The sequence below is a fragment of the Caballeronia sp. LjRoot34 genome, assembly GCF_964253815.1.
In the GTDB taxonomy this organism is placed as follows: domain Bacteria; phylum Pseudomonadota; class Gammaproteobacteria; order Burkholderiales; family Burkholderiaceae; genus Caballeronia.
Genome location: NZ_CAXUSB020000002.1, coordinates 1,208,843 through 1,231,586, shown reverse-complemented (window position 1 = coordinate 1,231,586; position 22,744 = coordinate 1,208,843). Strand labels below are relative to the sequence as shown.

The window sequence follows — 22,744 nt, the reverse complement described above, 5'->3', positions numbered from 1 at the left end:
AGGTTGATCGCATCCCGCTCTTAGCGATCAACGCAGCGAAGTCGGGAAGGCGGTAGTCCGAGCCCGAGGCATTTCGTGCGCCCGGTCGAGAGCGTCTGCACCCGCGTACCAGAGTCGATCGTTGAAGGAGACGGCGCAGGAATTCGTCGACGTCCAGCTCGACGTCAGGAGGACGATGGCGGTAACTCCGCTCCCCAGGACGAGAACTGTTGGAAGCAACGCCAAGAACAATTCATGCGCGGTTACGAGCACGCTGCAGGCTTTTCTCAGCGCATCATTGAATCATTTGGTGTGGATGTTTAGTGCGATTACAAGCGATTTGCCGCCGCAACAACATGCCTAAGAGGGCGTCAGGGACTCGACGATGCATGGGGGCGTGACGACAGCGATTCGAGGCAAAATGTGATGAACGCGTGGACTTTCGCGGGCGGGTGTCGTCTGGAAGGGTAAAGAGCGTAAAGCGGAAATTGCTCGTCCGGCCAATCGGGCAGAAGGTCCACCAGGAGGCCATCCTGAATCAACTTTTCTATCCCTATCTCCATTACCTGTGCGATGCCGGCCCCTGACATGCAGGCGCCCAGCATTGTTCCCACGTCAGACACGAGCAAGCGCCCCTCTACCGGTAATGTGACGGACTTCCTGCGTCGATGGAATTCCCACTCGAAAGGCCTTGCAGTCACCGGATTATAGAAGAGGATCCTCTCATGATGCATGACGTCATGAGGCGTCGCGGGCCGACCGCGCCGCTTGACGTATTCCGGTGACGCTACAGTCAAAATGCGGGTGTCCAGCAACTTGCGGGCGACTAGCCTCCCCTCTGGGGGCGGCCCAAAACGAACTGCAAGGTCAAAACCATCGGCAACAAGATCGCCAACGTCGGCCCTCATGATGAGCTCCAATGAGAGGTCCGGATGCCGACGCAGCAACTCCGGAATTCTGACTGCGAGTACGGTCCGCGAGAAGAAGGGATCAACATTTACCCGCAACTTACCCTGTACGAGCGTCGCGGAACCCGATGCTGCGGACGCTGCTTCTTCAATGCCCATCAAATGAGGCCCTATCGCTTCATAGAGGCGTCGGCCTTCGTCGGTCAATGTCTGGGACCTGGTCGTCCGGTCCAGCAATCGTACGCCTACCTGCTTTTCCAGCCTGGAAATCGCCCGGCTGACCCCTGAGGGAGACAATCCAAGCGCCTCGGCAGCGCGAACAAAGGTTCCTCCTTCGGCCACTGCGGCCAACACCGTAACCCCGGCAAAAAGGCGTCCATCAAAGGCCATCCTGCACTCCCGTATCACGCAATACGTGATTTTAATCACGACTCATGTGAGCTGCCCGTACTTTATTCAACAATGCATGCGTGAGAAAGTATCGACAGTCCGTCGGCTCAAGGTTTGCGGTTCGACGTCAGTCATCAAATTTGGAGTTGTTTTCATGGATATGATCGAAACGCAAGGAATTACCTTGCCTCGCCTCGGCTTTGGCACGTTTCGTATGCGCGGGGGCGGTTGCCAACCGGTCGTGGAATGCGCATTGGCTATCGGATATCGCCATATCGATACGGCGGCCATGTACGAGAACGAGGATGCGGTAGGCGCAGCCATTGCAGCCGCTGGCATCAGTCGCAACGAGCTTCACGTCACAACCAAGGTGTGGCACTCCGACCTTCAGGCAGGTGGAATCCGGCCCGCATTCGAGCAAAGCCTCTCGAAGCTGAAACTCGACTATGTCGACATGTACATGGTTCACTGGCCTGCATATGGGATGAACCTTCCCGACATATTCGAACCGATGCAAACCCTGCTCGACGCGCGACTGGTTCGTGCCATCGGAGTCTGCAATTTCACGATGCCTTTGCTCAAAAAAACCATCGAGGAGGTTGGTGCACCGATTGCTTGCAATCAGGTCGAATATCATCCGTTTCTGGACCAGTCGCCCATGCTCGCTTATCTGCGTAGCAAGGGGATCCCACTCACGGCTTACGCCCCATTGGCCCAAGGACGCGCTGCAAGTGATCCCGTCCTCGGCCAGATAGGCACCAAACATGGCGTTTCTGCGGCACAGGTAGCATTAGCGTGGCTCCTTGACCAGGAGGGCGTGATTGCTATCCCTAAGGCGCAGCGCCCCGAAAGCCAGAAGGCGAACTTCGATGCTCAGGACATAAAACTGGACGACGAAGATCGACACGCCATCGCCGCTCTCCCGAAGAACCAGCGGTTTGTGAATCCCCCGTTTGCTCCACGCTGGGACGCCTGAGAACGGCGACTCCACTGCTCGCCCGCAATACAGGGCGGGCCGCGTGGAACATGAATGATTTGCGGCATTCCTTATCCGAGCCCGGCACCTACCTGGGCTCGGAGCACATTCCCCGCCCCGGCGCAAATCGCAGCTAGCGCCTGCATCGATACATCGCTTCGCACAGGAGACGTGCCCCAACCGCGCATGGGCGAACATATGCCTCTCGTCCGAACCTAGTCAACATAGCAGCTTGCCAGACGTTATGAATTACGCGAACCGCGCCGGTCTAGATAGGAGTGCCAATGTCCGTGCCATTTCGTTTCGTAAGATCATAATGGCCTCATCTCCGCCGTATCCTGGTTTTGCGAATACATATGTCGGCTGGCACGCGAGCCCAATGTGCGCAGTGATGCGCGCAGACTGATCAGTCTCATTGAGCGAGCCGCCCAACGCCACACCGACGCATCGCGATTTAGCGTATAGCACAGCTTCGATGGTATTCGTGATCCCGCCGAGATCAGGCATCTTGACCTGAAGCATGTCCCCCGCGCCGGCATCCGAGAACGCGACGACATCCTCGAACGTATTGCACCATTCATCGACCGCAATGGTTACGCCGGTCATCCGCTTGTGTACTCTCGCGCAAAGATCCCGATACGCCTCGATTTGTTCTTCACGTGACGCCATGATCAACGGAGCCTCAATGATGAAGTCAAAAGGCTCTATCGACGCTTTCAACTTCTCAAGGAATGCAAGTAACGCCTCCGAGTTGTACTCCGTCATCTCGCCTAGGGTTCCATACACGTCGAAATGTAGCGTCGGCCGATAGTCCGACTCCCCTATCTGCAGAATTCGGTTAGCCACGCGGGTCGCGTAGTCGATGAGTTTCTGACCGTCTTGGCCCAGATCGCGCTCAACATTCATGAACGAACCATGTGGCAACAGTTCGACTCTCTTAAGAATGAGTCTGTCGACATGTGCAGTCTCGCTGACCGGGCTATTCGCCAGCAGAGGGGAAGGCAAAGAAGCAATTGTGCAGTGATACTCATCCGCGATGACTTTGGCCATTGGCAGCCGCCGGGCAAGCGCTGCGGCATGTAACAGCGCCTGACTGAGACCATATCGAATCGCGGTGTGCATCCGCCGCCCCTTCCATTCGGCTGCGTCAAGAGTTTCGGCTTGTTGCCGGAACGTGGAAACGTCACGCCCAATCAACATTGACGGCAGACCGTCGGAGAACAGTTCAGCATGTTCATTCGGCTGGAACAGTGCATCGCGACCGGCAGCGCCTGCAAGGATTACATCTGTGCAATCTCCAAACGCAACCTGCCCATCCTCGAGCACGAGCATGATTGAAACTGCGGATCCTGGTTGAACGATGCGACTAAAGCCCGGCGTCCTCGGCTCTCCTTGTAGAACAAATCCGTCTCTGACGGCACCTGCTTTCGAAGCGGCAAGGTCAATATTGAACAGCCCTGAATGGCACTCCGCGCAGACCACATCCACGATCTTCATGTTGGCTCTGAAAATATAAGGCTGGCTGAACGTCACCGTAGGCTCCTAGCGACGTAAAGCGGGCAGTAAATGAGACAGCATCCGCCCGGCCCCGAACGGATGCGATGTAACGACGCGTCATGCAACGCACGCTCGATTTACGCGTTCCCAGCTATTACGGTCAGCCATAGGCAGGTTTCAATGTTGCACCCAAATTCTATGAAAAACCGAAGCCGGCTACGGCTGTTATGCTTCGAAATCGGCCCTTTCCTGTACGCCCGGCACGTAAATACCTCCTCGCCGCCCTTGCCCAAACTGGTCGTAAATCCAATGGGACAATGGACGAGCGTCCGGCGCAACCAGCCACAGGCGTAACAGATGGCGTTTAAGCGCAGGATCATCGTGATCGTCGTACGCCATTCTCGTATGCAAGATATCCTGGTTATTAATAAACTGGATATCGCCACGCTCCAGGTCCATGTTCAGATGGAACTCCGGGCGGTCCGCGAGCGCGTCGATAAGATCGAAGGCTTCACGTTGCTTATCAGTCAGTGCTGGCAGCTCCGGAAACTTTGCACAATTTTCGACGAACGCGCGCAGATACCAGACAGCAAACCTGCCTTCGTGCGTCTGAAACACCGGCATCCGGTAATAAGGTCGCGCTCCGGACGGTAGCTCGTTCTGTCGACTTACATAAAACGGCTGGTACAGCACATTAAGAAGGTCCGGACGCGTACGCTGAATTTCGTTGTGAATCGCAACTGCGCTGACGATAAGGCTGTTGCCTCCCTGTTTCGCTGGCTGAAGACACATCAGGCCGACGACGTCGCCGAAGTCCTGGTGGAAAAAGAAGCGTTCGCGACTGTTATAACCCCGCGTTTCTTTTGCGATAAACGGGCGTTTCTTCCCGTCAGACAATGCTTGGTCGGCGTCCGACTTCTTTCCGAGATCGACGATGTGACCGAGCATGTGTCCCTTGGCGTTTTGCGGCACCGGATATCCGAGGTGCAGACCGATACCCCAGTACAGCATTGCCGCTTCGAGCTGCGAGTGGCTGTCAAGCGGCATGCCTTTGATAAGGGTGAAGCCACGGCCGTGGTGCAGTTCGTGACGCAACGCCTTGAGCTTGCTAGCCAGGCCGCCAAGTGGAAATTCGTCCTGGGTCCGCATCTCCAGCAATCCCAGCTTTCGTTCCTTCACATACACGAGCGCAGACTCAAGATCCGCAACATCTTGCGGCGACAACACAAACTTCCAGCCATCAGATTGCTGGATGTCCTGCCCTTTCCAGTTTGCAGGACCGTCGATTGGTGCCGACGAAGGCTCGATATGACCGACGTTCAACCACGGCTCGCCGACCACTGGATTCTTATGGCTTTGTTCTGCAACTTCCATGTCACGACTCCTTTGATTTCTACAAGCAAACATTTTCGCGTTGATTTGCTCGTACGGGGCGATAGCGGCGCCAACGTGCTCATTTGATTTCGTAATGCGACGCTGTCCGTCTATGCTCAAGAGGCAGGCGCACGACCTCGTCTTGCGTAAAAAGCGAACCGCGACTTCTGACGCGGCTCGCCAGCCCCCAGCGACTGACAACGTATGCCCAGCGGCCACCTCGGCGCACTCAGAGGAACAAACCCTCCCAGACACAAGGGACGCTGCGCTGCGAAACATTGCACCACGAATTATCCATAATTTCAATAATGATCCACACCAATGTGGTTTCTGACGCCCTCGGTTTTCCAATTTCTCTAGCATGTGCCGTTGCCCCTTGCCTGTCGTGGCAATGGATGCGCGGCTCTGCTTGCGCCCTCTTTCGCCCCTTATCCGAATGGTAGGTTTCCAATAATTATGGATAATCCTATTGACATTCGATAATTGACGGCGCACCATTTTTAAATGACTTCGCCCCGACGGCGACTGGTGCGCTCGTCGCGATTTGCTGGGCAAGCTAGACCTGGCCACCGGCACATGGCGCACATTGATGTCCCATTTGCCGGCGCATTCGCTTACCTACCGTTAAAGTGGAGAAAACAATGAGTGCTGAAGTTCTCGAAGCGCGCGAGCAATCGGGCCGCATCGTGCCGCCGAAGGAGCCTGTGGTTGAGCCCGGGGACTGGAAGGGTCCCGCGCTTGCAGAATCCGAAGAATGGAAATATCGCCTGACCGACGCTGATCGCTCGGAGCTTGCGTCCGCACTCGCGCACGTGCGCGCTGAGAAATTGCCCTTTGGGGGCATTCGTAGCGTGCGTGATTTCCCCCTGAATAACCTCGCGAAAAAGTTGGCCGAGCTTCGTCACGATGTACACGACGGCCGTGGCTTCGTGCTCGTGAAGGGTATGCCGGTGGACGGATATAGCCGCGAGGACATCGCGACGATGTATTGGGGGATGGGCCTTTATCTTGGCTATCCAATTCCGCAGAACGGCAAGGGCCATATGCTTGGCCACGTAGTGGATCTCGGATACAAGGCGCAGAAGGCGGAATACGACGCGGACGGCAAGGTACGTCCGTTCACCCACACGGAGATTCGCGGTTATAACACGCGCGAGCGGTTCTTCTTCCATACAGACAGCGGTGACATTGTTGCTTTGCTCTGTTTGCATCCAGCAAAGTCCGGCGGTCAGAGCATGATTGTCAGTTCGGTCGCGCTTCACAACGAAATCCAGAAGCGGCGCCCGGACCTGCTCGAAGAGCTATACCAGCCACTCTGGACGAGTCGCCAGAAGGAAGTCCCGGCAAATGCGCGCCCCTACTACCAGAAACCGGTTTTCAACCTGTTTCAGGGCCGGTTTATGTGCACATACCTGCGGATGTTCTACGAGAGCTGTAAGGTCTTCCCGGAGCTGCCCTTGGTGACGGCTAAACAGCGTGAAGCTTTTGACCTGATGGATCAACTCGCAAACGATCCCGCGTTCAACCTGAGCATGGATCTTGAGAAAGGCGACATTCAGTACTTGAACAATCACGTGGCGTTGCATACACGGACCGAGTACGAGGACTTTGACGAAGCTGAACGGAAACGCCATCTGCTGCGACTCTGGCTCGTCGCGCCTGATGGCCGTGCACTTCCGCACTGGTACTACGATGCGACGGGCGGCGGCCGTCGGGGCGGCGTGTATGTTCCGGGTATGACAGAGGTCGTCTCGCTTGAACCTTAAACGTTGTCGCACGTAGCTCAGATTCACAGGAACTACGAGCTGTCGATTTCACGTCTCCTCCATATCCTCCACGATATGGCTTGGCCCGCGCTTGTGCGGGCCTTTTTTCTGCAATCGCTGGCGTTGCTTTACTTTTTTATATCGATTGCCGATCTGTTTCACGAGCATGGTCGTGAACTTCTTGAGCTCGCAGGGTTGTCATATCCGGCGTCCGGTCAATACGCGCGCGCGTGCTGCGTCAAAACTGGGCTATAGCGCTTTGGCATCGCGGGCAAGACCTTGCACGTAGGGGGCATCGCCATTGTTGCAGTACTGCTTCCGACGGTTTGCATTCTTGCTTCGGCCCGACCCAGAACAACTTCACCGAGTCGCTGCCCAGCGTGGTAGGCCGACGCCCCTTGGATAGCAGCATCGTATTAAGACCGTGCGCGAGCGCCCACGGGGCAACCCAGGCAGCTGATTCGCATACCAGCTTTAAAAGCTACCGGCGAAACTTGCTCGAGTGATCAGGCGCGCCCCTACACGCGCTGCCATTTGCGTCTTCAGTTGAAAACTGCCCGTCACCATGCGACTTGATAAGGATCACTCTGGCGCGTCCGGCACCATCGGTCGAGTTTGGTGAATAATCGGAGACTCGCGGCTTGTCGTAGCCCTCTGCTCGTTAGCTTCCCCGCGCAGTGCTATTGGTATGAGACGTTTACGAGAGGCGCGCACGGTTAGTCGAACGACAAAAAGGGCCCGCTTTCGCGGGCCGAAAGCCCTGCGTGCAAAAATTTTACGGCGCGGAAGCCGGTGCAGTTCCATTCGCCTTCTGTTGGTCGATCTTTTTCTGCGCGTTCTGCAAATCCTGCGGGTAATCATTTCGACCACCGGTAGGATTGTATCCGTTCTTCTCTAGCTGCTTCAGATCAGCGTTCTTCTTCGCCCGACGCGCCTTTCTCGCAGCCTTGTGCTGTGCCTTTTGCTGCTGTTTGGTCGTAGCGGAAGCCGGCGCCGTGTCCGATGCTTGCGCCATCACAACTTGCGTCTGCGCAACGGACAACCCCAGTAATGCCGCAGCAAGCGTAAGCGTACGAAGTTTTCTCATTTAATTCTCCTATTGTCGAAGTTCTCGGAAGGGTTTTCACGGCTACCCGAGCAGGCAACCGCTGAACGAACTGCCAATTCTATGCACAAACAACCTACCTGCTTCTGACGCTCCAAAGAGCAGCCGTGTGAACTGCCCCGGGTGCTACAGTACCTAACGTCTACCGCATAAAATGATACGAGGCGCCACTGCGATCGACTAAGTCACGCCGTTTTCGATGGCGACCGTTCGCCGCTACTCACTCTCTTTTCGACGATACCGATCGAGTATGACGGCCACAATGATTACGATCCCCACTGCGAGGGTTTGATAATAGGCGGACACTCCAATCATATTCATCACATTGGAAAGCAAAGTCAGCATCATCACGCCCATGAAAATCTGACGGACGCCCCCGGAGCCGCCCGTGAGCGCGACGCCACCGAGCACTACCGCAGCCACCGACTGCAACGTGAGATTCGGCGCTGCGATTGGCTGAGCGGAGCTTACCCATGCGGTCAGGACAATAGCGGCAATCGATGCGCAAAGGCCACTTACGCTATAGACCAGTATCGTGTAAAGGCGTACGTTCACTCCAGACTTGGCTGCTGCAGACGCATTCGACCCCATGGCGTAAATGTATCGCCCGAATACCGTGTACCGAAGCAGCACCGCTATTGCTACGGTGAGGGCGATCGCAATCCAGACCATAACGGGCAACCCAAAGCAGGCGCCAAATGCGACGGTCTGAACGTAGGTTCCCGGAACAGCATAGATAGGAACGCCGCCGGAAATGATCAGAGCCACGGCTTGCGCTACTGATAGCATGCCGAGCGTGACCACAAGCGGCGTCGTGTTGAACCACGAAATGATGAAGCCTGAGAATGTGCCAACAACCGCGCCAGTCAAAAGCATCACAACTAGGCCAGGAAAAACCCCGTAGTGCTGCATGACGACAACGCCAGCGACGCCGGCGAGAGACATCACGGACGCGAGCGAAAGGTCAAGACCTCCCCGGATAATGGTAACAGCTTGACCTAACGACAGAATCATCAATGGCACGGCTTGCCGAGCCAGATTGAGCATGTTATCCGTCGAGAGAAAACGCGGCTGGATGATACCCGCGACGGCCGCGATAATGACCACGAGAAGCGGCAACATACCCTCTGAGAGCGGAACAGCACGACGCAGGCGCGCCGGCAGGTTTGCGCGCAACGAAGATTTAACATTGACGGGCGATGTATGCGGTTCCAAACCCATGATTTACCTCAAGTCAATGGCATTGAAGACCTGATAACTTCGAAGGGCTCGCATGCTGCCCCAAGACATCAGAAATGATTGCCCCCTGGTCGCGCTCTGTCGGGTCTTGATATATACCTGCAACCTTGCCTTTGAACATGGAAATCACCTTGTTACAAAGACTGATGTTCTCGGGAAGGTCGGAAGAGAGAACGAGTACAGAGACACCCGATTCAGCAACCTCCCGGATACGTTCATGGATCGCTTTTTTTGCACCAAGGTCCACACCTGCCGTCGGCTCCTCGAGCACGAGAAGTTTTTTCGCAGAAGCCATTGCTCGAGCAACGAGAACCTTTTGCTGATTGCCACCGCTCAGACTCGTCATCCTGTCCGACGGATGTCTGAGCTTTACCTGACACTCGTCGATGAGTTCTCCACAACGACTACGCTCAAGAGTTGGCCTGACGAACCCAAACCGACTCAAGGATCCCAGTTGGGTTAGCAAAAGATTGTCACTGATCGACCTGTCCGGCAGTATGCCGTTCGCGGCCCGGCCAGCTGCAAGGTAGGAGACGCCGCTCCGGAGCGCGTGCCTTAGGTGTTTCGGCCTATATTGCCGATCCTCCAGCCGAAATCTGACCCCTCCGGAGGGCAACGACTGTTCCAAGCCCACAATATTGCGAATCAGCGTTTCCGCGCCACATCCAACGACGCCATATAGCCCGACGATCTCTCCCTTTTCAATCGTTAGGGCTCGCGGCCCTTCGATCGTCGGCAGACCTTCCATCACGAGCATTGGTTCCCGAACCACATGGCCGCTCGCCTCATTGATATGTTTGAGCTGTCGCTTTCCGGTGAGCCGAGTGACAATAGCATCGGGATCAATTTCCGGAGTCATTGGAAAAGAGTCAACAATGCGTCCATTGCGCATGATGGTGACCTTGTCGCCGACAGCCATTACATCGTCGACATGATGCGTTACCAGAACAGCGGCAATTCCGGTGTCGCGAAGTCCCCGAAGCACTTCGAAGAATTTTTCCTTTTCCACTGCTCCGAGCATTGCCGTCGGCTCGTCAAAAATGATGACTTGGGGCTGGAACATCAACGCCTTGCCGATTTCGATCAACTGCTGAATCGCCATCGGAAAGTCGTGGACGCGTCGCTCAACGTCGATTTCGGCCAGACCCAGCATGGCCATTGTGCGTGAAGCGCGCTGCGACTCTCGACGCGGCGACGTCAGGGAGAATGGAAATCGAGCGCCTTCGACTCCGAGCCAAAGATTGGCTCGCACCGATAGATCCGGTGCAAGCGACAACTCCTGATAGACCATCGCTATGCCTGCGGAACGGGCCTCCCGGGGACTGGAAAACACGACAGTCTCGCCAGCTAGCTGCACTTCGCCCTCATCGGGCCGATAAAGGCCGCCGACAATTTTGCCCAGCGTTGACTTTCCCGCGCCATTTTCTCCGAGCAGGCAGTGGATTTCTCCGGGCTGAAACTCGACCGATACCGAGTCGAGCGCCCGGGTCGCGCCAAAGGTCTTCGTCAGATTCCGCATACGCAATAGCGGCTCTACTTTTGACATAGCAAACGCCTCGTCGCGTTCACTGGACCGCTGGCATCTGCCAGTCCGCCGGGGGGATTTCGTAGATGTTAAACGGATGTGAGTCGACGTTCTCACGCGTTATGAGTCGCGACGGCACATCAAAATGCGGGTACGCAAGCCCCTGTGCTGACGCCGGCTGGAGGTTCGGCATGGGCTTGCCTTCCATTTCACGGATCGCATATTGCACGATGAGTCGCCCCATAATGATCCCCGGCTCCGATACGACGGCCAGAATTTGGCCATCTTTCAACAAGGGAGCCGCTTCGCGAACCATGGCACTCGAGATCACCTGAACCTTACGGTTCTGCTGCTTGACCGCTTGCGCCGCGCCCATGCCAAGCGAAATCTCAGGTGTGTAAATAAAATTGACGTCTGGATCGCGCAGAAGAATGTCCGATGTCTGCGTCATACCTTCCTGCAATCCAAGGCCGCCGCCGAAAGCGCCCGGTATAACCTTCATAGAGGGACACTTCTTCGACTCGTCCGTGAAAGCGACGTAACGCAGGCGCGCCCATTCGGCTCCTGCTGGACCCGGAACCGTCGCTACTATTTTCTGGCCGGGCCCGCTCTTGCAAATCTGATCGGCGAGTACCGCACCGATCGACCTGTCGTCCTGAAGGACACCAAAATCGACGTTCTTGCTGTTCACGGGAATACCTACGGAGGCGACCTTGATGCCCGCTGCCTTCAACGACTGGATGATTGGGTCAAATCCGTCGTACGCGGCTGGAGCCAGCACAGCCACCTGCACGCCGATTGTCTTGAACGCGTCCAGTTGCGCGAACTGCTCACGCACGTTTCCGTAACCTCCAGCCACGGATACTTGCACGACCTGAACGTTCGAGCGTTTCGCCTCGTCCTCGATTCCATACACGATGCCCTTATAGAAGTCATCGTTCAGATGCACGACAGTCACGCCAATCTTGAACGGCTTTTCTGCCTTGATTGGCAGTATTAAGCCAAGAAGACGATCGGTTTCCGCCTGCGCTGCGGTGCAGGCCAATGCAAGACCAATTAGAGTTGCTGCCGCGACGCCTTTGAGCACGGCGCTGTGCTTTCCGAAACTGCGCAAAACGAACATGACGGCCTCCGTTGGGTCATTACCGTGCAGCTCCGCGTCGCGACCACCGGTTAGTGTGGTCGTGCCGGTCTGCTTTTCCTGGAATCAATGTCGCTCCAACCAACGAGATCGCTACTGCACGAGCCGCCCAACGCCCGCTTCTTGGTCGAATTCGTAGAGTCCGTTAAGGAAGATCTTGTGTCGCTCGTACCACTTGCGCTTTCTTGGTGCTGGCGGCGTCCTGTCGATAGGTTTGCCACCTTTGAAGATGTAGTCGAACGAACCGGGTCGCTGAAGAATCTTGATGTCGTCCAGCGGGTTGCCAGGAACAACCAGTACATCTGCAAGTCGACCTGCCTCAAGTTTGCCCACTTCATGTCCATAACGTGGCAACAGCCTGGTCGCAACGAGCGTGTTAGCGTGAATCGCCTGGAGCGGTGTCAGGCCCAGATGAGTCGTGAAAATCTCCATTTCGCGGGCATGCCATTGTCCGTACGGAACCGGTGACCAGCCACTCTCACTTCCCGCGATGAGTGGCACACCAGCTTCGAAGGCCTTCTTCAGGTTTGCGGAAGCCGCTTCGATTTCCCGCCGGAACGCGTCGGTGCTCGATGCACCCAAAGACTCGGACTGCTTGGCTTCCATCAGGTTGACAAGCAACGTGAGGGTAGGGGTGATCACACACTTGTTCTTCAGGCACGCCTCGATACCCTCATCGTCGATATATGACGCGTGGAAGAGATTATCGAATCCCGCTTGCGCCGCATACAAAGCCGAATCTCGAGACCGGGCGTGAACGCTACATAACCGCCCAAGCCTGTGCGACTCCTTTGCAATTATTTGAAATTCTTCCAGCGTGAATGCGGATGAACCGAGGGAGTCTGGGGTAATAAGATTATCGTTGGATCCCGACACCTTGATGGCATCGACTTCGTCTTTTACCTGAAAACGGATCGCCTCGATTAGCTCTTCCCTCGACCTGATCAGGACAGCGCTCTGTCCAGGCGGAAATTGCATTTCGTTAGGGAACGAGTCTTCCAGCCCCTGATGATTGGTAAGCTGCTTTCCCGATACCGTGAAGCGCGGACCTTCGAACATTCCGGTATCGATCGCGTCGCGTACCGCCTGAGCAATGTTGTAAGACGTTGCCGCATCGAAAGCACTGGTTACGCCTGCCTGAAGAACCTTTTTTGCGTAGTAGAGCGCTTTAGCAGTCCGAAATTCAACTGGCGTATACAACGCATTTTCCTCCTCGGAGCGAGACTCCCCGAACGAAATGTGCGTATGACCATCGACGAGCCCAGGCATCAGAGTACGACCCGGCAGATCGATAACATCAAGTTCCCTGTCAAGATACATCGGCGGCAGGTCCGCCGCCGGCCCTACCCACGCCAGTCGCTCACCCTCAATGACCACCGCACCACTTTCAACGGGGGGATTGAGGGTACCGTCTATTATTCTGCCTTTGAGCAGATAGCCTTTTGTCAAACTCATGGTCCTTCCTGTCTCGATAATGGTTTAAGCGCTACTTCTCGCAAACAGCTCACGGGCCGTCGCGAGAAACGTGGCCGAACGCTCAAAAGCCACGGAATGGGAGCACTCGCCAAGTAAGATCAAGTCGCTATGCAGCAGTTGCCGGGCAAGCCAAATGGAGTTATCCGGTGGGAAACCCTTGTCTTCTCGCCCGTGAAGCAAAACCACGGGACATTTCACAGCCGCCAACGTTTCTGCGGACAAAGTCGCGGCCTCGATGTACTTGGCGTGGTCGCCTTCAAACATCTGATTGAAGTAAGAGGCGTATCCCGGCGCGAAAACCACCGGCTCCCTGGCGTCCAGATAAGCGTCGTCAATGACTGATGCATCGAATACAAGCCCCCGCAAGGCCGTTGCGAGCTCAGCTCGACTGGTCGGGCATGTCCAGCTTCTGTGCGTCGTTTCATTTGGCACAAACGGAGCCCCCATCGCGCCTGTTGTGATCACAGCGCTTATGCGCGGGTTGCTGGACGCCAACGTCAAGGCTATCGACGCAGAGAGAGAATGCCCGACAACCCCGACCGCGTCCCCGCCTATCTCCGAAAGCATAGCCTCCGCCTGCCTGACCCAAAGCGGGTAGTCGAAATAAGGCGCAGCAAGCTTTCGCCCGCTCTTTCCGAAACCGATAAGGTCCATCGCGAAGACTTCGTATCGCTCCGACAGCGGACCGAGAACGCCGCGCCAGTTGCCAACACTGGAGGCGCCCGGTCCTGATCCGTGGATCAGCAACACGGGGTCGCCCTTGCCGCCGTGATAGTACGTGACCGGTATGCCTTCGAAATCAAAGGTTTCTTCTCGCATTCTTCCACCTTAAGCTCATTTTTGCGGGCTCAGCAGCGTCGCGTCTGCTGCCTCCCTATCTCACATTGTCTATTTTATACAGTCATTGTCAATAGAGATGTAAAGAATCGATAGTTTGGCCTATCGTGGTTACCCGCATTAGCGTGGTATTCTAGGACCTGTATAACTATGGAATGAAGCGGATGCGTGCCACTACCGATGGTCGAACCTTGAATACGGCAGTGTTCGAACAAATCAGGGAAGAGATCCTGACAGGGAAGCTTTTGCCCGGGCAGCGGCTCAAGACGTCGCTACTCGCACGCGCGCACAACGTCAGTCTCAATGTCGTGCGCGAGGCGCTCAGCCGCCTGACGGGCGAACTGCTGGTTGAAATCGAGCCGAAGCACGGATTTACGGTGCGCGCGCTCTCCGAGGAGGACCTTATTGATCTCGTCCGCCAGCGCGTCATTTTCGAAGGAATCGCGATCCGACAGTCCATTGGGCGTGGGGACGTGGAGTGGCAATCTCTGGTAGTTGCGGCACATCACCGGCTAAGCCGGACCCCTGTGACGTTACCGTCGGAACCCGGCACGCTCAATCCCGAATGGCTGGCCCGGCACGACGACTTCAACTTCGTTTGCCTTCAGGCGTGCGGTAGCCCCCGGCTACTCCAGATGGTGCGCCAGCTCGCAGACGCCGCAGCCATCTACCACCGCGCTCTTCTTCCGGCAGTCGGTCAGGGGGGCGAATTGGAGTCGGAACATGCTGCATTGCTGAACGCAATTCTCGATGGGAATGCGGACACGGCAGCGCTGATATTGACGGCACACCTCGAGCAAACGCGTGACATGATGCTGCCGTTCCTAAGATCGCCCGACGACAAAAAGGCCAAGGCGCCTGACGCTAGGGGCGTCGGCAGAAGTCGCAGCACGCGCGCGGCGACAGGGACCAAGACTTCGGCAGTTCCGACTTCAACCATCGACAAACCCAAGCGTAAGGTCCGAAAGAAGACCGTTACGGCGTCGGGCTAATGACCGACTCGCGGTCGCACCGCGACGGTTGTGCCCGCAGCGACCGGCCCACGGCCTTACTCAACGTGTTCAAATAGTATAAAGTATTCAAAATTTAAACGTCAAATGCCAATGTTCGTCCGCCATGAGGGAGATTGACGATTGTTTTGGCAACTGCAGTCGGCTGGTTGGACTGTCGCGCGCTCGGACACGATGGATATTCGCGTTGGACTCGATTGCAGAGGAAAGCGTTGACTCGTAACGAGACCGCCGAGTGGACGACGGCAGGAATTTCGCCGGCAGACAAGACAGATTCCTGGCAGGCCGTTGTCAGTGCAAGCTATCGTCCCTGGCAGGTGCGGGGCCGTTTGCCCTCTTCCTTTTATGCCCACGTACGAAGATTTGAATTCGCCGGCGCAGGATTTGTTCACGCAATCTGTGACCCGTTTGCAGGACGGCGAACGCATCTGGACATCCAGCGCGACGACGAACTGTATGTCGGCCTGCAGTTGGTGCTCGAGGGACGTGAACGTTTTCGAATAGGTACTAACGAGTTCGAGGCTTCTTCAGGTGATCTGGTAGTTTGGACTACTGGCCGAGAGACTGATTTTGAGATCGTCGAGCGGATCAATAAAGTGACGTTAATCGCGCCGTGGACTCTGCTACGTGACTGGATGCCCGACCGAACGACGCCTCCCCGAGGCGGGAAGATTGACACTCGAAGCGGAGTAGGCGCACTCCTCGCATCGCATATGCGAGCCCTGTCGCAGCAGATCGACAAAATCGAGTTAAGGCTGATCGGCCCCGTAAGCCGTCCAACGCTAGAGCTTATAGGCATCGCCCTCGCGGAGAGCAATCCTCCGGCCACAACTGACCACGCTACTACAATGCTAGTCGGCATACAGCAGTACATCCTGTGCAATCTTCAGCACTGTGAACTCACTCCTTCGAAGATTGCCTTGGACAATCGCATCTCCCTTCGGTATTTGCATACGCTGTTCAGTCGGAGCGGTTCGACAGTGACAGCCTGGATACTCGAGAAACGACTTGCAAGATGCAGAGAAGCGCTGGCGAACCCCACGTTTGCCGGCCAGCGTATCGCTGACATCGCTTACAGATGGGGCTTTGTATCACCCAGCCACTTCAGTCGGGCGTTCAAGCAGCAGTTCGGGATGTCCCCTAGAGAATTCCGACTTGGATATCAGAGAGATTGAGACCACTTGCGCCAGCCCCCCTCTTCGGATCCTAAGCTACGCCAAGGAAGGAGAGCTGGCGCCTCGTTCATTTGGACGATATTTCTACGCCGCTCAACGAGGCACAGTAATTCAGCAGGTCGTCCTGAAGCTTGTTATCACGTGCCGCCTGCGCGACTTTGTGACCTTGCATATGATAGAAGTACTCGCCGCTTACTTTCGTCAGATCGTCACTGCTCGCCGCGAGCCACGCCTGCGTCACCGGTGCCAATCTGATATCGTCGGGCGCACCTGAACCACCCATCTTGGTCGGGACCCATCCGGGCGTCATCGCATTCGAGTACACCTGCGGCCATCGTCGTGCAACGCCGAACGCAAGAAGCACGTCGTACAGTTTGCTATCCGAGTACGCCTGTACCCCGTCCCACGCTCGGTCTTTCCATTGCGGGTCACTCAAATCTGGCTCGCCTCCGAAGTGCATGGCGGAACTGAGGTATACCAGCCGATCTGCACGTTCCATAAGCGCGGTCAGGAGATACGGGGCAAGTACGTTGATCGCGAACACATGCGCCAGTCCGTCTTCAGTCTCGATCCGCCGTGCCTCTCGAAATCCGACACCAACGTTATGGATCACGGCATCGAACCTGCCGGTCGCGTTGGCCTGTTCGGCGACCTGTCTCATCCCTACTATCGAGGACAAATCGCCGACAAGTACCGCTTCGGCAGATGGTAACGCGCGCGCCGCGTCTTTGGCACGAAGCTCGTTCCGAGCGTGGATTGCTACCGTATGCCCCTGTTCAATCAGCAAACGGGCCGTTAACATACCGAGCCCGTCAGCCGAGCCAGTGATAAAAATTCGAGACATGGGGTTCTCCTGCTTACCGACCACGACGGGTTAAAGACATTTGACAAGACTCGCCGAGCGGGTAGCACACATGAGTTGCCCATACATAATCTAAACTTCAAGGGCCTACCAGTGCTCGCAGGCAAAATAGCCCGCCGCCCGAACAAGCTCCTGCAGACGTGCACGGAAAACGTAGTCAAGCTACTTTACCCCTCCCGCGCAAATCGCGTCATGAGTCGAAGGCGACGATATTCTCAGACTGAATCTGGCTTCAGACGTCCCCTGTAGACTTCGTGTGGACCTGACGTGCAAGAAACGCATGTATCTCTGCGATCACGGCCGCACCATCGCCTACCGCCGCAGCGACCCGTTTGACCGAGCCCGCCCGCACGTCGCCTACGGCGAATACTCCAGGCACGCTAGTTTCCAGCGGAAGCGAAAATCCGTTGATTTGTCCGTGCGCCGCCTCGCCCGTTTTAACAAATCCCGTTTCGTCGGTATCGATATGGCACGTACCCAGCCAGCCGGAGTTAGGTTCCGCCCCGGTGAACAGAAAGAGATGGCGAAGGTTCAATACCCTCTCTCCTTCCGGAGAATCGCACAGCACACGAGCGAGCCCATCGTCATCGCACTCGACCGCTCTGACCGGCGTATTCGAATGTAGCGTCACGTTCGGCAACGACGTGATCCGGTCAATCAGGTACCGCGACATGGTCGATTCCAGGCTTTGGTCGCGGATGAGCACATGTACGTGAGCAGCGTATTCGGACAGATAGACAATTGCCTGGCCGGCGGAGTTGCCTCCACCAACAACTCCAACTTCTGCCCCCTTGCACAGTCTCGCTTCGATGGGAGAGGCCCAGTAATAAACGCCCAAGCCGTTCAGACTCTCCAGCCCTGCTATGTCCGGGCGGCGATACGCCGCACCGGTCGCAACGACGACCGTACGCGCCGTTAAATATTGCCCATCCGTCAGCTCAATTGTTAGAGTTGACGGGGCAGTATGGACAGCCTTTACGCGGGCTGGAATTGCAATCTCGGCGCCGAACTTGACCGCCTGAACGAAAGCCCGGTCAGCCAGAGTTTGACCAGATATTCCCGTTGGGAATCCAAGATAGTTTTCTATACGCGCGCTTGCACCGGCCTGCCCTCCGGGTGCCCGCGCATCGAGTACGACGACCGACAAGCCCTCAGAAGCCGCGTACACTGCTGCCGCGAGGCCCGACGGACCGGCTCCAACAATAGCTACATCATAAATTCGCGCTGGGTCGAACCGGGGTACCAGCCCCAGCTTGACCGCGACTTCATTTTCACTTGGATCCTTCATCACCGTGCCGTCGGGTAGCACGACGAGAGGGAACTCGCGCTTCCACGCCGGGATACCCTCCAGGAACGCAAGCGCATCGGAATCCGCATCCGCGTCCACCACAGAGTGGGGATGCCCATTTCGACGCAAAAATCCCTCAAGCGAGACGAGCTTGGGGTGGTCCAACCGCCCCAGAAGCACTGGGCCGCTACCCTTCTCCACGAGTCGAATCCGTCGCAGAATAAGCGTGTGCATGATGACTTCGCCAAGTTCGGCTTCCGCGATGAGAAGAGCCCTCAACCGATCCGGCGTTATCAACAAGCCTTCGACGTCCGACACGGCCTGGCCATCAATCAGCCATGGCTTATCTGAGAGCTGAGCTATCTCGCCAAGAAACTGCCCTTCGCTTTCTTCGACGAGAAAGTGGGATCGTCCCAGGCCGTCGCGCCGGGTGAGTCTTGCCGTTCCCTTGAGGAGTACACACAGGCCCAGGCCACGCTCCCCAGTTTCGAACATCATTTCGCCGGAGGCCCACTGCTTGATCGTGCCAAAACGTCTCAGTTTGGCGATTTGAAGCGGGCTAAGCCGTGGATACATTTGATACCGACGTAGTTCTTCCAGCGCACCCTCGCTGGCCGAGCTATGTACGCCCCCAACGGCCGAGTCCACTGCTCGCTCGCGACGTACATCTTCCCGATGATCCGCCGAGGGTGCTGGAGCAAAATTCCTGTCTTCGTCTTGCACGCCTAACCCCCTTCGCTTGCTAACAGCGAGCGTTGACGCCCGCAGAGAAATCACCACATGACGCATCGTCGCGCCGCGCTGGAAATATGCGCAGCCGTCAATCCAGGAGTTGGAGACGGAGCGACTGTTGCAAGTTGAACTCGCAACACAAGACTATGCAGCAGTGACTGTGAAGCCACTGCTGCGGTAACGTCGCAGAGGTGAGCACATCCCATGCCCCTGCGATAGTCAAGCTTATGCCGCTGGCGCGGTATGGATAAGCTTCCGGTTGACGAACTCGCCGAAGCCGAGCTCTGACAGCTCGCGCCCATAGCCGGAGTTCTTTACACCGCCGAACGGAACTTCAGGTGCAGTGATGGCACAGCTATTAATGAACACCATCCCGCTTTCGATGCGGGCTGCGAGCTTCTGCGCATGTTCAACATTAGCGCTGAAAATAGCAGCACCAAGACCGAACTTCGTCGCATTTGCCAGTTCAATTGCTTCATCCTCCGTTTCCACCACGTAGAACGAGGCCACCGGGCCAAACGTCTCCTGCTGGGACAGCGGATTTTCTGGCGTGATATCGGTGATGATCGTCGGTTCGAGGTAGAAGCCTTCGCGATCCATCCTCTTTCCACCGACCACCACGCGCGCGCCATGTGCCTTTGCCCCTTCAATCTGCCCCAAAAGGGCCTCAAGCGCGCGCTCCGACACGAGAGGCCCAAGGGTCGTAGTGTTGTCCGCCGGGTCACCCACCTTCAGTGCGTCAATACGCTGTACAAGACCTTCCAGGAACCGCTCGCCACGCTCCTTGCCCACCACGATAATACGCTTGGACGCGGCACAGGCTTGTCCCATACAGATCATGCGGCCCATAAAGCCGACGTTCATCGCATCTTCCAACGGCGCGTCTTCCAGAACGATGAAGGGGTCGCTTCCACCCAGCTCCAGGACCGCCTTCTTGAGCGTCCGGCCGGCACGCTCGGCAACCGCTGCGCCTGCACGCTCACTGCCCGTAAGCGTTACGCCACGGACACGGAAGTCATCGATGAGCGCCGAGACCTGATCCACGGTCGCGAACAGATTGGTGTAAGCGCCGACCGGTGCGCCTGCTTCCTCGAACAGACGTGCAAATGCGAGCGCGCATTGCGGAACGTTCGGTGCGTGTTTGATGATAACCACATTGCCAGCCATCATCTGCGGACCAGCTACCCGGGCCAGTTGGTAGTACGGGAAATTCCAAGGCTCGACAGCCAGAATCACCCCGATTGGCTCGGTCACCACCACCGAACCCGGAGCATCCGGCAATGCCTGCGGCTTCAGGAAGCTTTCTGCATGGCTCGCGTAGTAGTCGAGGATAGCCGCTGACAGCTCTACTTCGTATCGCGACTGGTCGATGGGCTTGCCCATTTCCAAAGTAATATACTGGGCGTATTCTTCGGCCTTCTCACGGAGAATGGCTGCTGCACGGGCCATGACGCGCTTACGCTCGGTCACCGGCCGGTTACGCCAGTCGTTGCGGTAGCACTCCTCGGCCGTAGACAGCGCAGCGAATACCTCTGCGTCCGTCGCGGTAGGAAAACTCTTCACGACCTTACCGTTCGCGGGGTTCAGTGTTTGGAACTCTGAAATACTGGTTTGCATGTTCACTTGAATCTCCTGTTGATCACACAGCGCAGAGCGGTTCTGGGCAATTGATGTCAGCTCGTTCAATCAATCGCTCCGTGGAACAAAACTAGGCCGTAATGCACCGAGGGAATGATCGGTTGTCGTTCCCAGACGGCTTGGTATGTAATGTAAGGATTTTGGTGTTGGCTAACTTCGCACCTAATGTCAACTTATGTGCAGAACCGGACAATCAATGGCTATAGTGAAGAAAAGCAGCAATCCCGATGATTTCCAGGATGTGCCCGGCTTCGTTGCCGCTATGTCGATGACATACGCAAGCGGCGCTATCCAGGCGCGTCATGCGCACAAACGCGCACAACTTCTATTCGCTGTATCCGGCGTAATGTGGGTCAGCACAAGCGAGCGCCACTGGCTTCTTCCCCCGCAGCGCGCCCTGTGGATTCCGCCGAATACCGAACATGAAATGCGTGCACGAACTGATGTCGAGCTTAGAAATCTGTATGTGCGGATGGATAACCCACCTATCCCGCTACCGCATACCCCGACGCTCATCTACGTCACGCCTCTACTACGTGAGCTTGTCGTACGGGCCGTTGAATTGCCAATCGAAGAAGGGGTCGCCGGCGCGGCTGCGCAGATCGTGGCGCTGATTTTCAGCGAATTGCAGTTCCTGCCCTCGGGAGAATTCGACCTGCCACGCGTGCATGACCCGCGCCTCGTGAAGGTGGAAGAGGGTTTCAAGAAGGACCTAGGTGATCCCCGAGGAATTGAGGAATGGGCGGCCTTAGGGAATATGTCTTCGCGCACTCTTGGTCGTAAGCTGAAGGCTGAGACCGGGTTGTCATTTGCCGCTTGGCGACAGCAGATACGGCTGACCGAAGCGGTCGTACGGCTTGTCAAAGGCGAAGCGGTCACGTCGGTTGCATTAACCCTCGGTTACGAGAATACGGGTTCTTTCAGCCGCATGTTCAAGAAAACCATGGGGATAAGTCCGAGCGAGCTTGCGAGCCAAGCGATATGACCGCGAATATCGCGGGTGCAACGACGTTCGTTACGACAAGGCCGTTCCGGGTTTCCCGAGTGAAGCACGGCGGCCGCCGCCGGCGCCCGCAATAATGCCGCGCAGCGGACGCGAGCTCGTCCTGAGACCCTCTATGTAACAACGGGCGAAGGATTCTCGATATAGAAGTATTTCCCGTGTGAATCACGAGCATCGCCTTGATCGAATTGGGGTGCCCGTGAAGTCGACTGTCGCAGCGGACTTGCTTGCGGTCCTGTCCGGTACATTGCGGCATCTATCGTGGCCGGTGACAGCGCCGCCGTTGGCCCTCTTTAGTTGTAGACGAACAAATGCGCAAACGAGATCCGGCGGGATTGGCACGCCGCCGACAACAATCCTCCTCCAAAATATGGACTACCCCTAATTTCCAGGCTGCTTACACTCCAGGTCACCGATGCCGAAATCACATTCGCGTCGATCACAACTCACTGGAGGTCAACCATGAAGTCCGTTACACGTGCAATTGTTCTCGCCGTGGCGTTTTCTGCGCCGGCCGCAGCGTTCGCGCAATCCAATGGTCCTGTCACACGGGCGCAGGTTCGTGCGGAACTTGTTCAACTCGAGAAGGCCGGATGGACGCCCGCTGCAGGCAGAGATCCGCATTATCCCGCCGACCTGCTTGCTGCAGAAGCTAGAGTCACCAAAGAAAACGGCAATCAAAGTTCGTACGGCGGCGCGGTAAGCGGTAGCTCGGCAGCGGGACGGGTGACCGCTCCTGCACTATCCGACGATTCGAATGCGTTGTTCGATCATCACTGAGCCACACGACGCTCACCATACGGTCCCTACCGACGGAACGAAC

At 56.6% G+C, this 22,744-nt stretch carries 18 protein-coding genes; 6 read left to right on the top strand and 12 right to left on the bottom strand.

The window, feature by feature from the left end; all coding sequences use genetic code 11:
* Positions 1-350: 350 nt before the first annotated feature.
* On the bottom strand, positions 351-1,277 hold the full coding sequence (locus ACSQ36_RS25105; protein WP_436184025.1) for a LysR family transcriptional regulator: 927 nt from the start codon (positions 1,275-1,277) through the stop codon (positions 351-353).
* A 25-nt stretch (positions 1,278-1,302) separates the two neighbouring features.
* On the opposite strand from ACSQ36_RS25105, the gene ACSQ36_RS25100 reads away from it, so the two are divergent.
* Positions 1,303-2,253 (top strand): aldo/keto reductase, encoded by a 951-nt coding sequence (locus ACSQ36_RS25100; protein ID WP_436184024.1) that lies wholly within the window; start codon positions 1,303-1,305, stop codon positions 2,251-2,253.
* Between the two features lie 249 nt (positions 2,254-2,502).
* Here the strand turns inward: ACSQ36_RS25100 and ACSQ36_RS25095 are convergent, their stop codons facing one another.
* Together ACSQ36_RS25095 and ACSQ36_RS25090 are read right to left on the bottom strand one after the other, a co-directional pair.
* A complete protein-coding gene (locus ACSQ36_RS25095; protein ID WP_436184023.1) occupies positions 2,503-3,786 on the bottom strand; it encodes a methylaspartate ammonia-lyase in 1,284 nt (427 codons plus the stop codon).
* A gap of 189 nt (positions 3,787-3,975) precedes the next feature.
* The gene (locus ACSQ36_RS25090) at positions 3,976-5,244 is read right to left on the bottom strand and encodes a TauD/TfdA family dioxygenase (protein WP_436184022.1); all 1,269 of its coding nucleotides are present in this window, start codon (positions 5,242-5,244) and stop codon (positions 3,976-3,978) included.
* 521 nt (positions 5,245-5,765) lie between these two features.
* On the opposite strand from ACSQ36_RS25090, the gene ACSQ36_RS25085 reads away from it, so the two are divergent.
* On the top strand, positions 5,766-6,890 hold the full coding sequence (locus ACSQ36_RS25085; RefSeq protein WP_436184021.1) for a TauD/TfdA family dioxygenase: 1,125 nt from the start codon (positions 5,766-5,768) through the stop codon (positions 6,888-6,890).
* 775 nt (positions 6,891-7,665) lie between these two features.
* Here the strand turns inward: ACSQ36_RS25085 and ACSQ36_RS25080 are convergent.
* From ACSQ36_RS25080 to ACSQ36_RS25055, 6 genes are all read right to left on the bottom strand, one after another.
* Positions 7,666-7,977 (bottom strand): DUF4148 domain-containing protein, encoded by a 312-nt coding sequence (locus ACSQ36_RS25080; protein WP_436184020.1) that lies wholly within the window; start codon positions 7,975-7,977, stop codon positions 7,666-7,668.
* Between the two features lie 234 nt (positions 7,978-8,211).
* On the bottom strand, positions 8,212-9,102 hold the full coding sequence (locus tag ACSQ36_RS25075) for an ABC transporter permease (RefSeq protein WP_436184019.1): 891 nt from the start codon (positions 9,100-9,102) through the stop codon (positions 8,212-8,214).
* A gap of 127 nt (positions 9,103-9,229) precedes the next feature.
* Entirely contained in the window at positions 9,230-10,780 is a 1,551-nt protein-coding gene (locus ACSQ36_RS25070; RefSeq protein WP_436184018.1) for a sugar ABC transporter ATP-binding protein, read from the bottom strand.
* Between the two features lie 19 nt (positions 10,781-10,799).
* The gene (locus ACSQ36_RS25065) at positions 10,800-11,882 is read right to left on the bottom strand and encodes a substrate-binding domain-containing protein (RefSeq protein ID WP_436184017.1); all 1,083 of its coding nucleotides are present in this window, start codon (positions 11,880-11,882) and stop codon (positions 10,800-10,802) included.
* Between the two features lie 111 nt (positions 11,883-11,993).
* Positions 11,994-13,349 (bottom strand): amidohydrolase family protein, encoded by a 1,356-nt coding sequence (locus ACSQ36_RS25060; RefSeq protein WP_436184939.1) that lies wholly within the window; start codon positions 13,347-13,349, stop codon positions 11,994-11,996.
* Between the two features lie 30 nt (positions 13,350-13,379).
* Positions 13,380-14,195 carry an alpha/beta fold hydrolase gene (locus ACSQ36_RS25055; protein WP_436184016.1) on the bottom strand — a complete coding sequence of 272 codons (816 nt, stop codon included), beginning with the start codon at positions 14,193-14,195 and terminating at the stop codon, positions 13,380-13,382.
* Between the two features lie 182 nt (positions 14,196-14,377).
* Here ACSQ36_RS25055 and ACSQ36_RS25050 point away from each other — a divergent pair, with 182 nt between their 5' ends.
* Together ACSQ36_RS25050 and ACSQ36_RS25045 are read left to right on the top strand one after the other, a co-directional pair.
* Entirely contained in the window at positions 14,378-15,205 is an 828-nt protein-coding gene (locus tag ACSQ36_RS25050; protein WP_436184015.1) for a GntR family transcriptional regulator, read from the top strand.
* Between the two features lie 230 nt (positions 15,206-15,435).
* Positions 15,436-16,398 (top strand): helix-turn-helix domain-containing protein, encoded by a 963-nt coding sequence (locus ACSQ36_RS25045; RefSeq protein ID WP_436184014.1) that lies wholly within the window; start codon positions 15,436-15,438, stop codon positions 16,396-16,398.
* 67 nt (positions 16,399-16,465) lie between these two features.
* On the opposite strand, the gene ACSQ36_RS25040 is transcribed toward ACSQ36_RS25045, so the two are convergent.
* From ACSQ36_RS25040 to ACSQ36_RS25030, 3 genes are all read right to left on the bottom strand, one after another.
* Positions 16,466-17,242, bottom strand: coding sequence for an SDR family NAD(P)-dependent oxidoreductase (locus tag ACSQ36_RS25040; protein WP_436184013.1), 777 nt, complete (start codon positions 17,240-17,242; stop codon positions 16,466-16,468).
* Positions 17,243-17,492: 250 nt separating this feature from the next.
* The gene (locus ACSQ36_RS25035) at positions 17,493-19,271 is read right to left on the bottom strand and encodes an FAD-dependent oxidoreductase (protein WP_436184012.1); all 1,779 of its coding nucleotides are present in this window, start codon (positions 19,269-19,271) and stop codon (positions 17,493-17,495) included.
* Between the two features lie 234 nt (positions 19,272-19,505).
* Positions 19,506-20,897 carry an NAD-dependent succinate-semialdehyde dehydrogenase gene (locus ACSQ36_RS25030; RefSeq protein WP_436184938.1) on the bottom strand — a complete coding sequence of 464 codons (1,392 nt, stop codon included), beginning with the start codon at positions 20,895-20,897 and terminating at the stop codon, positions 19,506-19,508.
* Positions 20,898-21,114: 217 nt separating this feature from the next.
* On the opposite strand from ACSQ36_RS25030, the gene ACSQ36_RS25025 reads away from it, so the two are divergent.
* Both ACSQ36_RS25025 and ACSQ36_RS25020 read left to right on the top strand, forming a co-directional pair.
* Complete coding sequence (locus ACSQ36_RS25025) at positions 21,115-21,903, top strand: AraC family transcriptional regulator (RefSeq protein ID WP_436184011.1); 789 nt, start codon at positions 21,115-21,117, stop codon at positions 21,901-21,903.
* 480 nt (positions 21,904-22,383) lie between these two features.
* Positions 22,384-22,701 carry a DUF4148 domain-containing protein gene (locus ACSQ36_RS25020; RefSeq protein ID WP_436184010.1) on the top strand — a complete coding sequence of 106 codons (318 nt, stop codon included), beginning with the start codon at positions 22,384-22,386 and terminating at the stop codon, positions 22,699-22,701.
* Positions 22,702-22,744: the final 43 nt, after the last annotated feature.

Bases quoted from the DNA above. Each gene is read 5' to 3' on its own strand.
- ACSQ36_RS25020 (WP_436184010.1), top strand. From the start codon at position 22,384: ATGAAGTCCGTTACACGTGCAATTGTTCTCGCCGTGGCGTTTTCTGCG.
- ACSQ36_RS25065 (WP_436184017.1), bottom strand. From the start codon at position 11,882: ATGTTCGTTTTGCGCAGTTTCGGAAAGCACAGCGCCGTGCTCAAAGGC.
- ACSQ36_RS25105 (WP_436184025.1), bottom strand. From the start codon at position 1,277: ATGGCCTTTGATGGACGCCTTTTTGCCGGGGTTACGGTGTTGGCCGCA.
- ACSQ36_RS25025 (WP_436184011.1), top strand. From the start codon at position 21,115: ATGGCTATAGTGAAGAAAAGCAGCAATCCCGATGATTTCCAGGATGTG.
- ACSQ36_RS25030 (WP_436184938.1), bottom strand. From the start codon at position 20,897: ATGCAAACCAGTATTTCAGAGTTCCAAACACTGAACCCCGCGAACGGT.
- ACSQ36_RS25040 (WP_436184013.1), bottom strand. From the start codon at position 17,242: ATGTCTCGAATTTTTATCACTGGCTCGGCTGACGGGCTCGGTATGTTA.
- ACSQ36_RS25070 (WP_436184018.1), bottom strand. From the start codon at position 10,780: ATGTCAAAAGTAGAGCCGCTATTGCGTATGCGGAATCTGACGAAGACC.
- ACSQ36_RS25080 (WP_436184020.1), bottom strand. From the start codon at position 7,977: ATGAGAAAACTTCGTACGCTTACGCTTGCTGCGGCATTACTGGGGTTG.
- ACSQ36_RS25085 (WP_436184021.1), top strand. From the start codon at position 5,766: ATGAGTGCTGAAGTTCTCGAAGCGCGCGAGCAATCGGGCCGCATCGTG.
- ACSQ36_RS25055 (WP_436184016.1), bottom strand. From the start codon at position 14,195: ATGCGAGAAGAAACCTTTGATTTCGAAGGCATACCGGTCACGTACTAT.
- ACSQ36_RS25050 (WP_436184015.1), top strand. From the start codon at position 14,378: ATGCGTGCCACTACCGATGGTCGAACCTTGAATACGGCAGTGTTCGAA.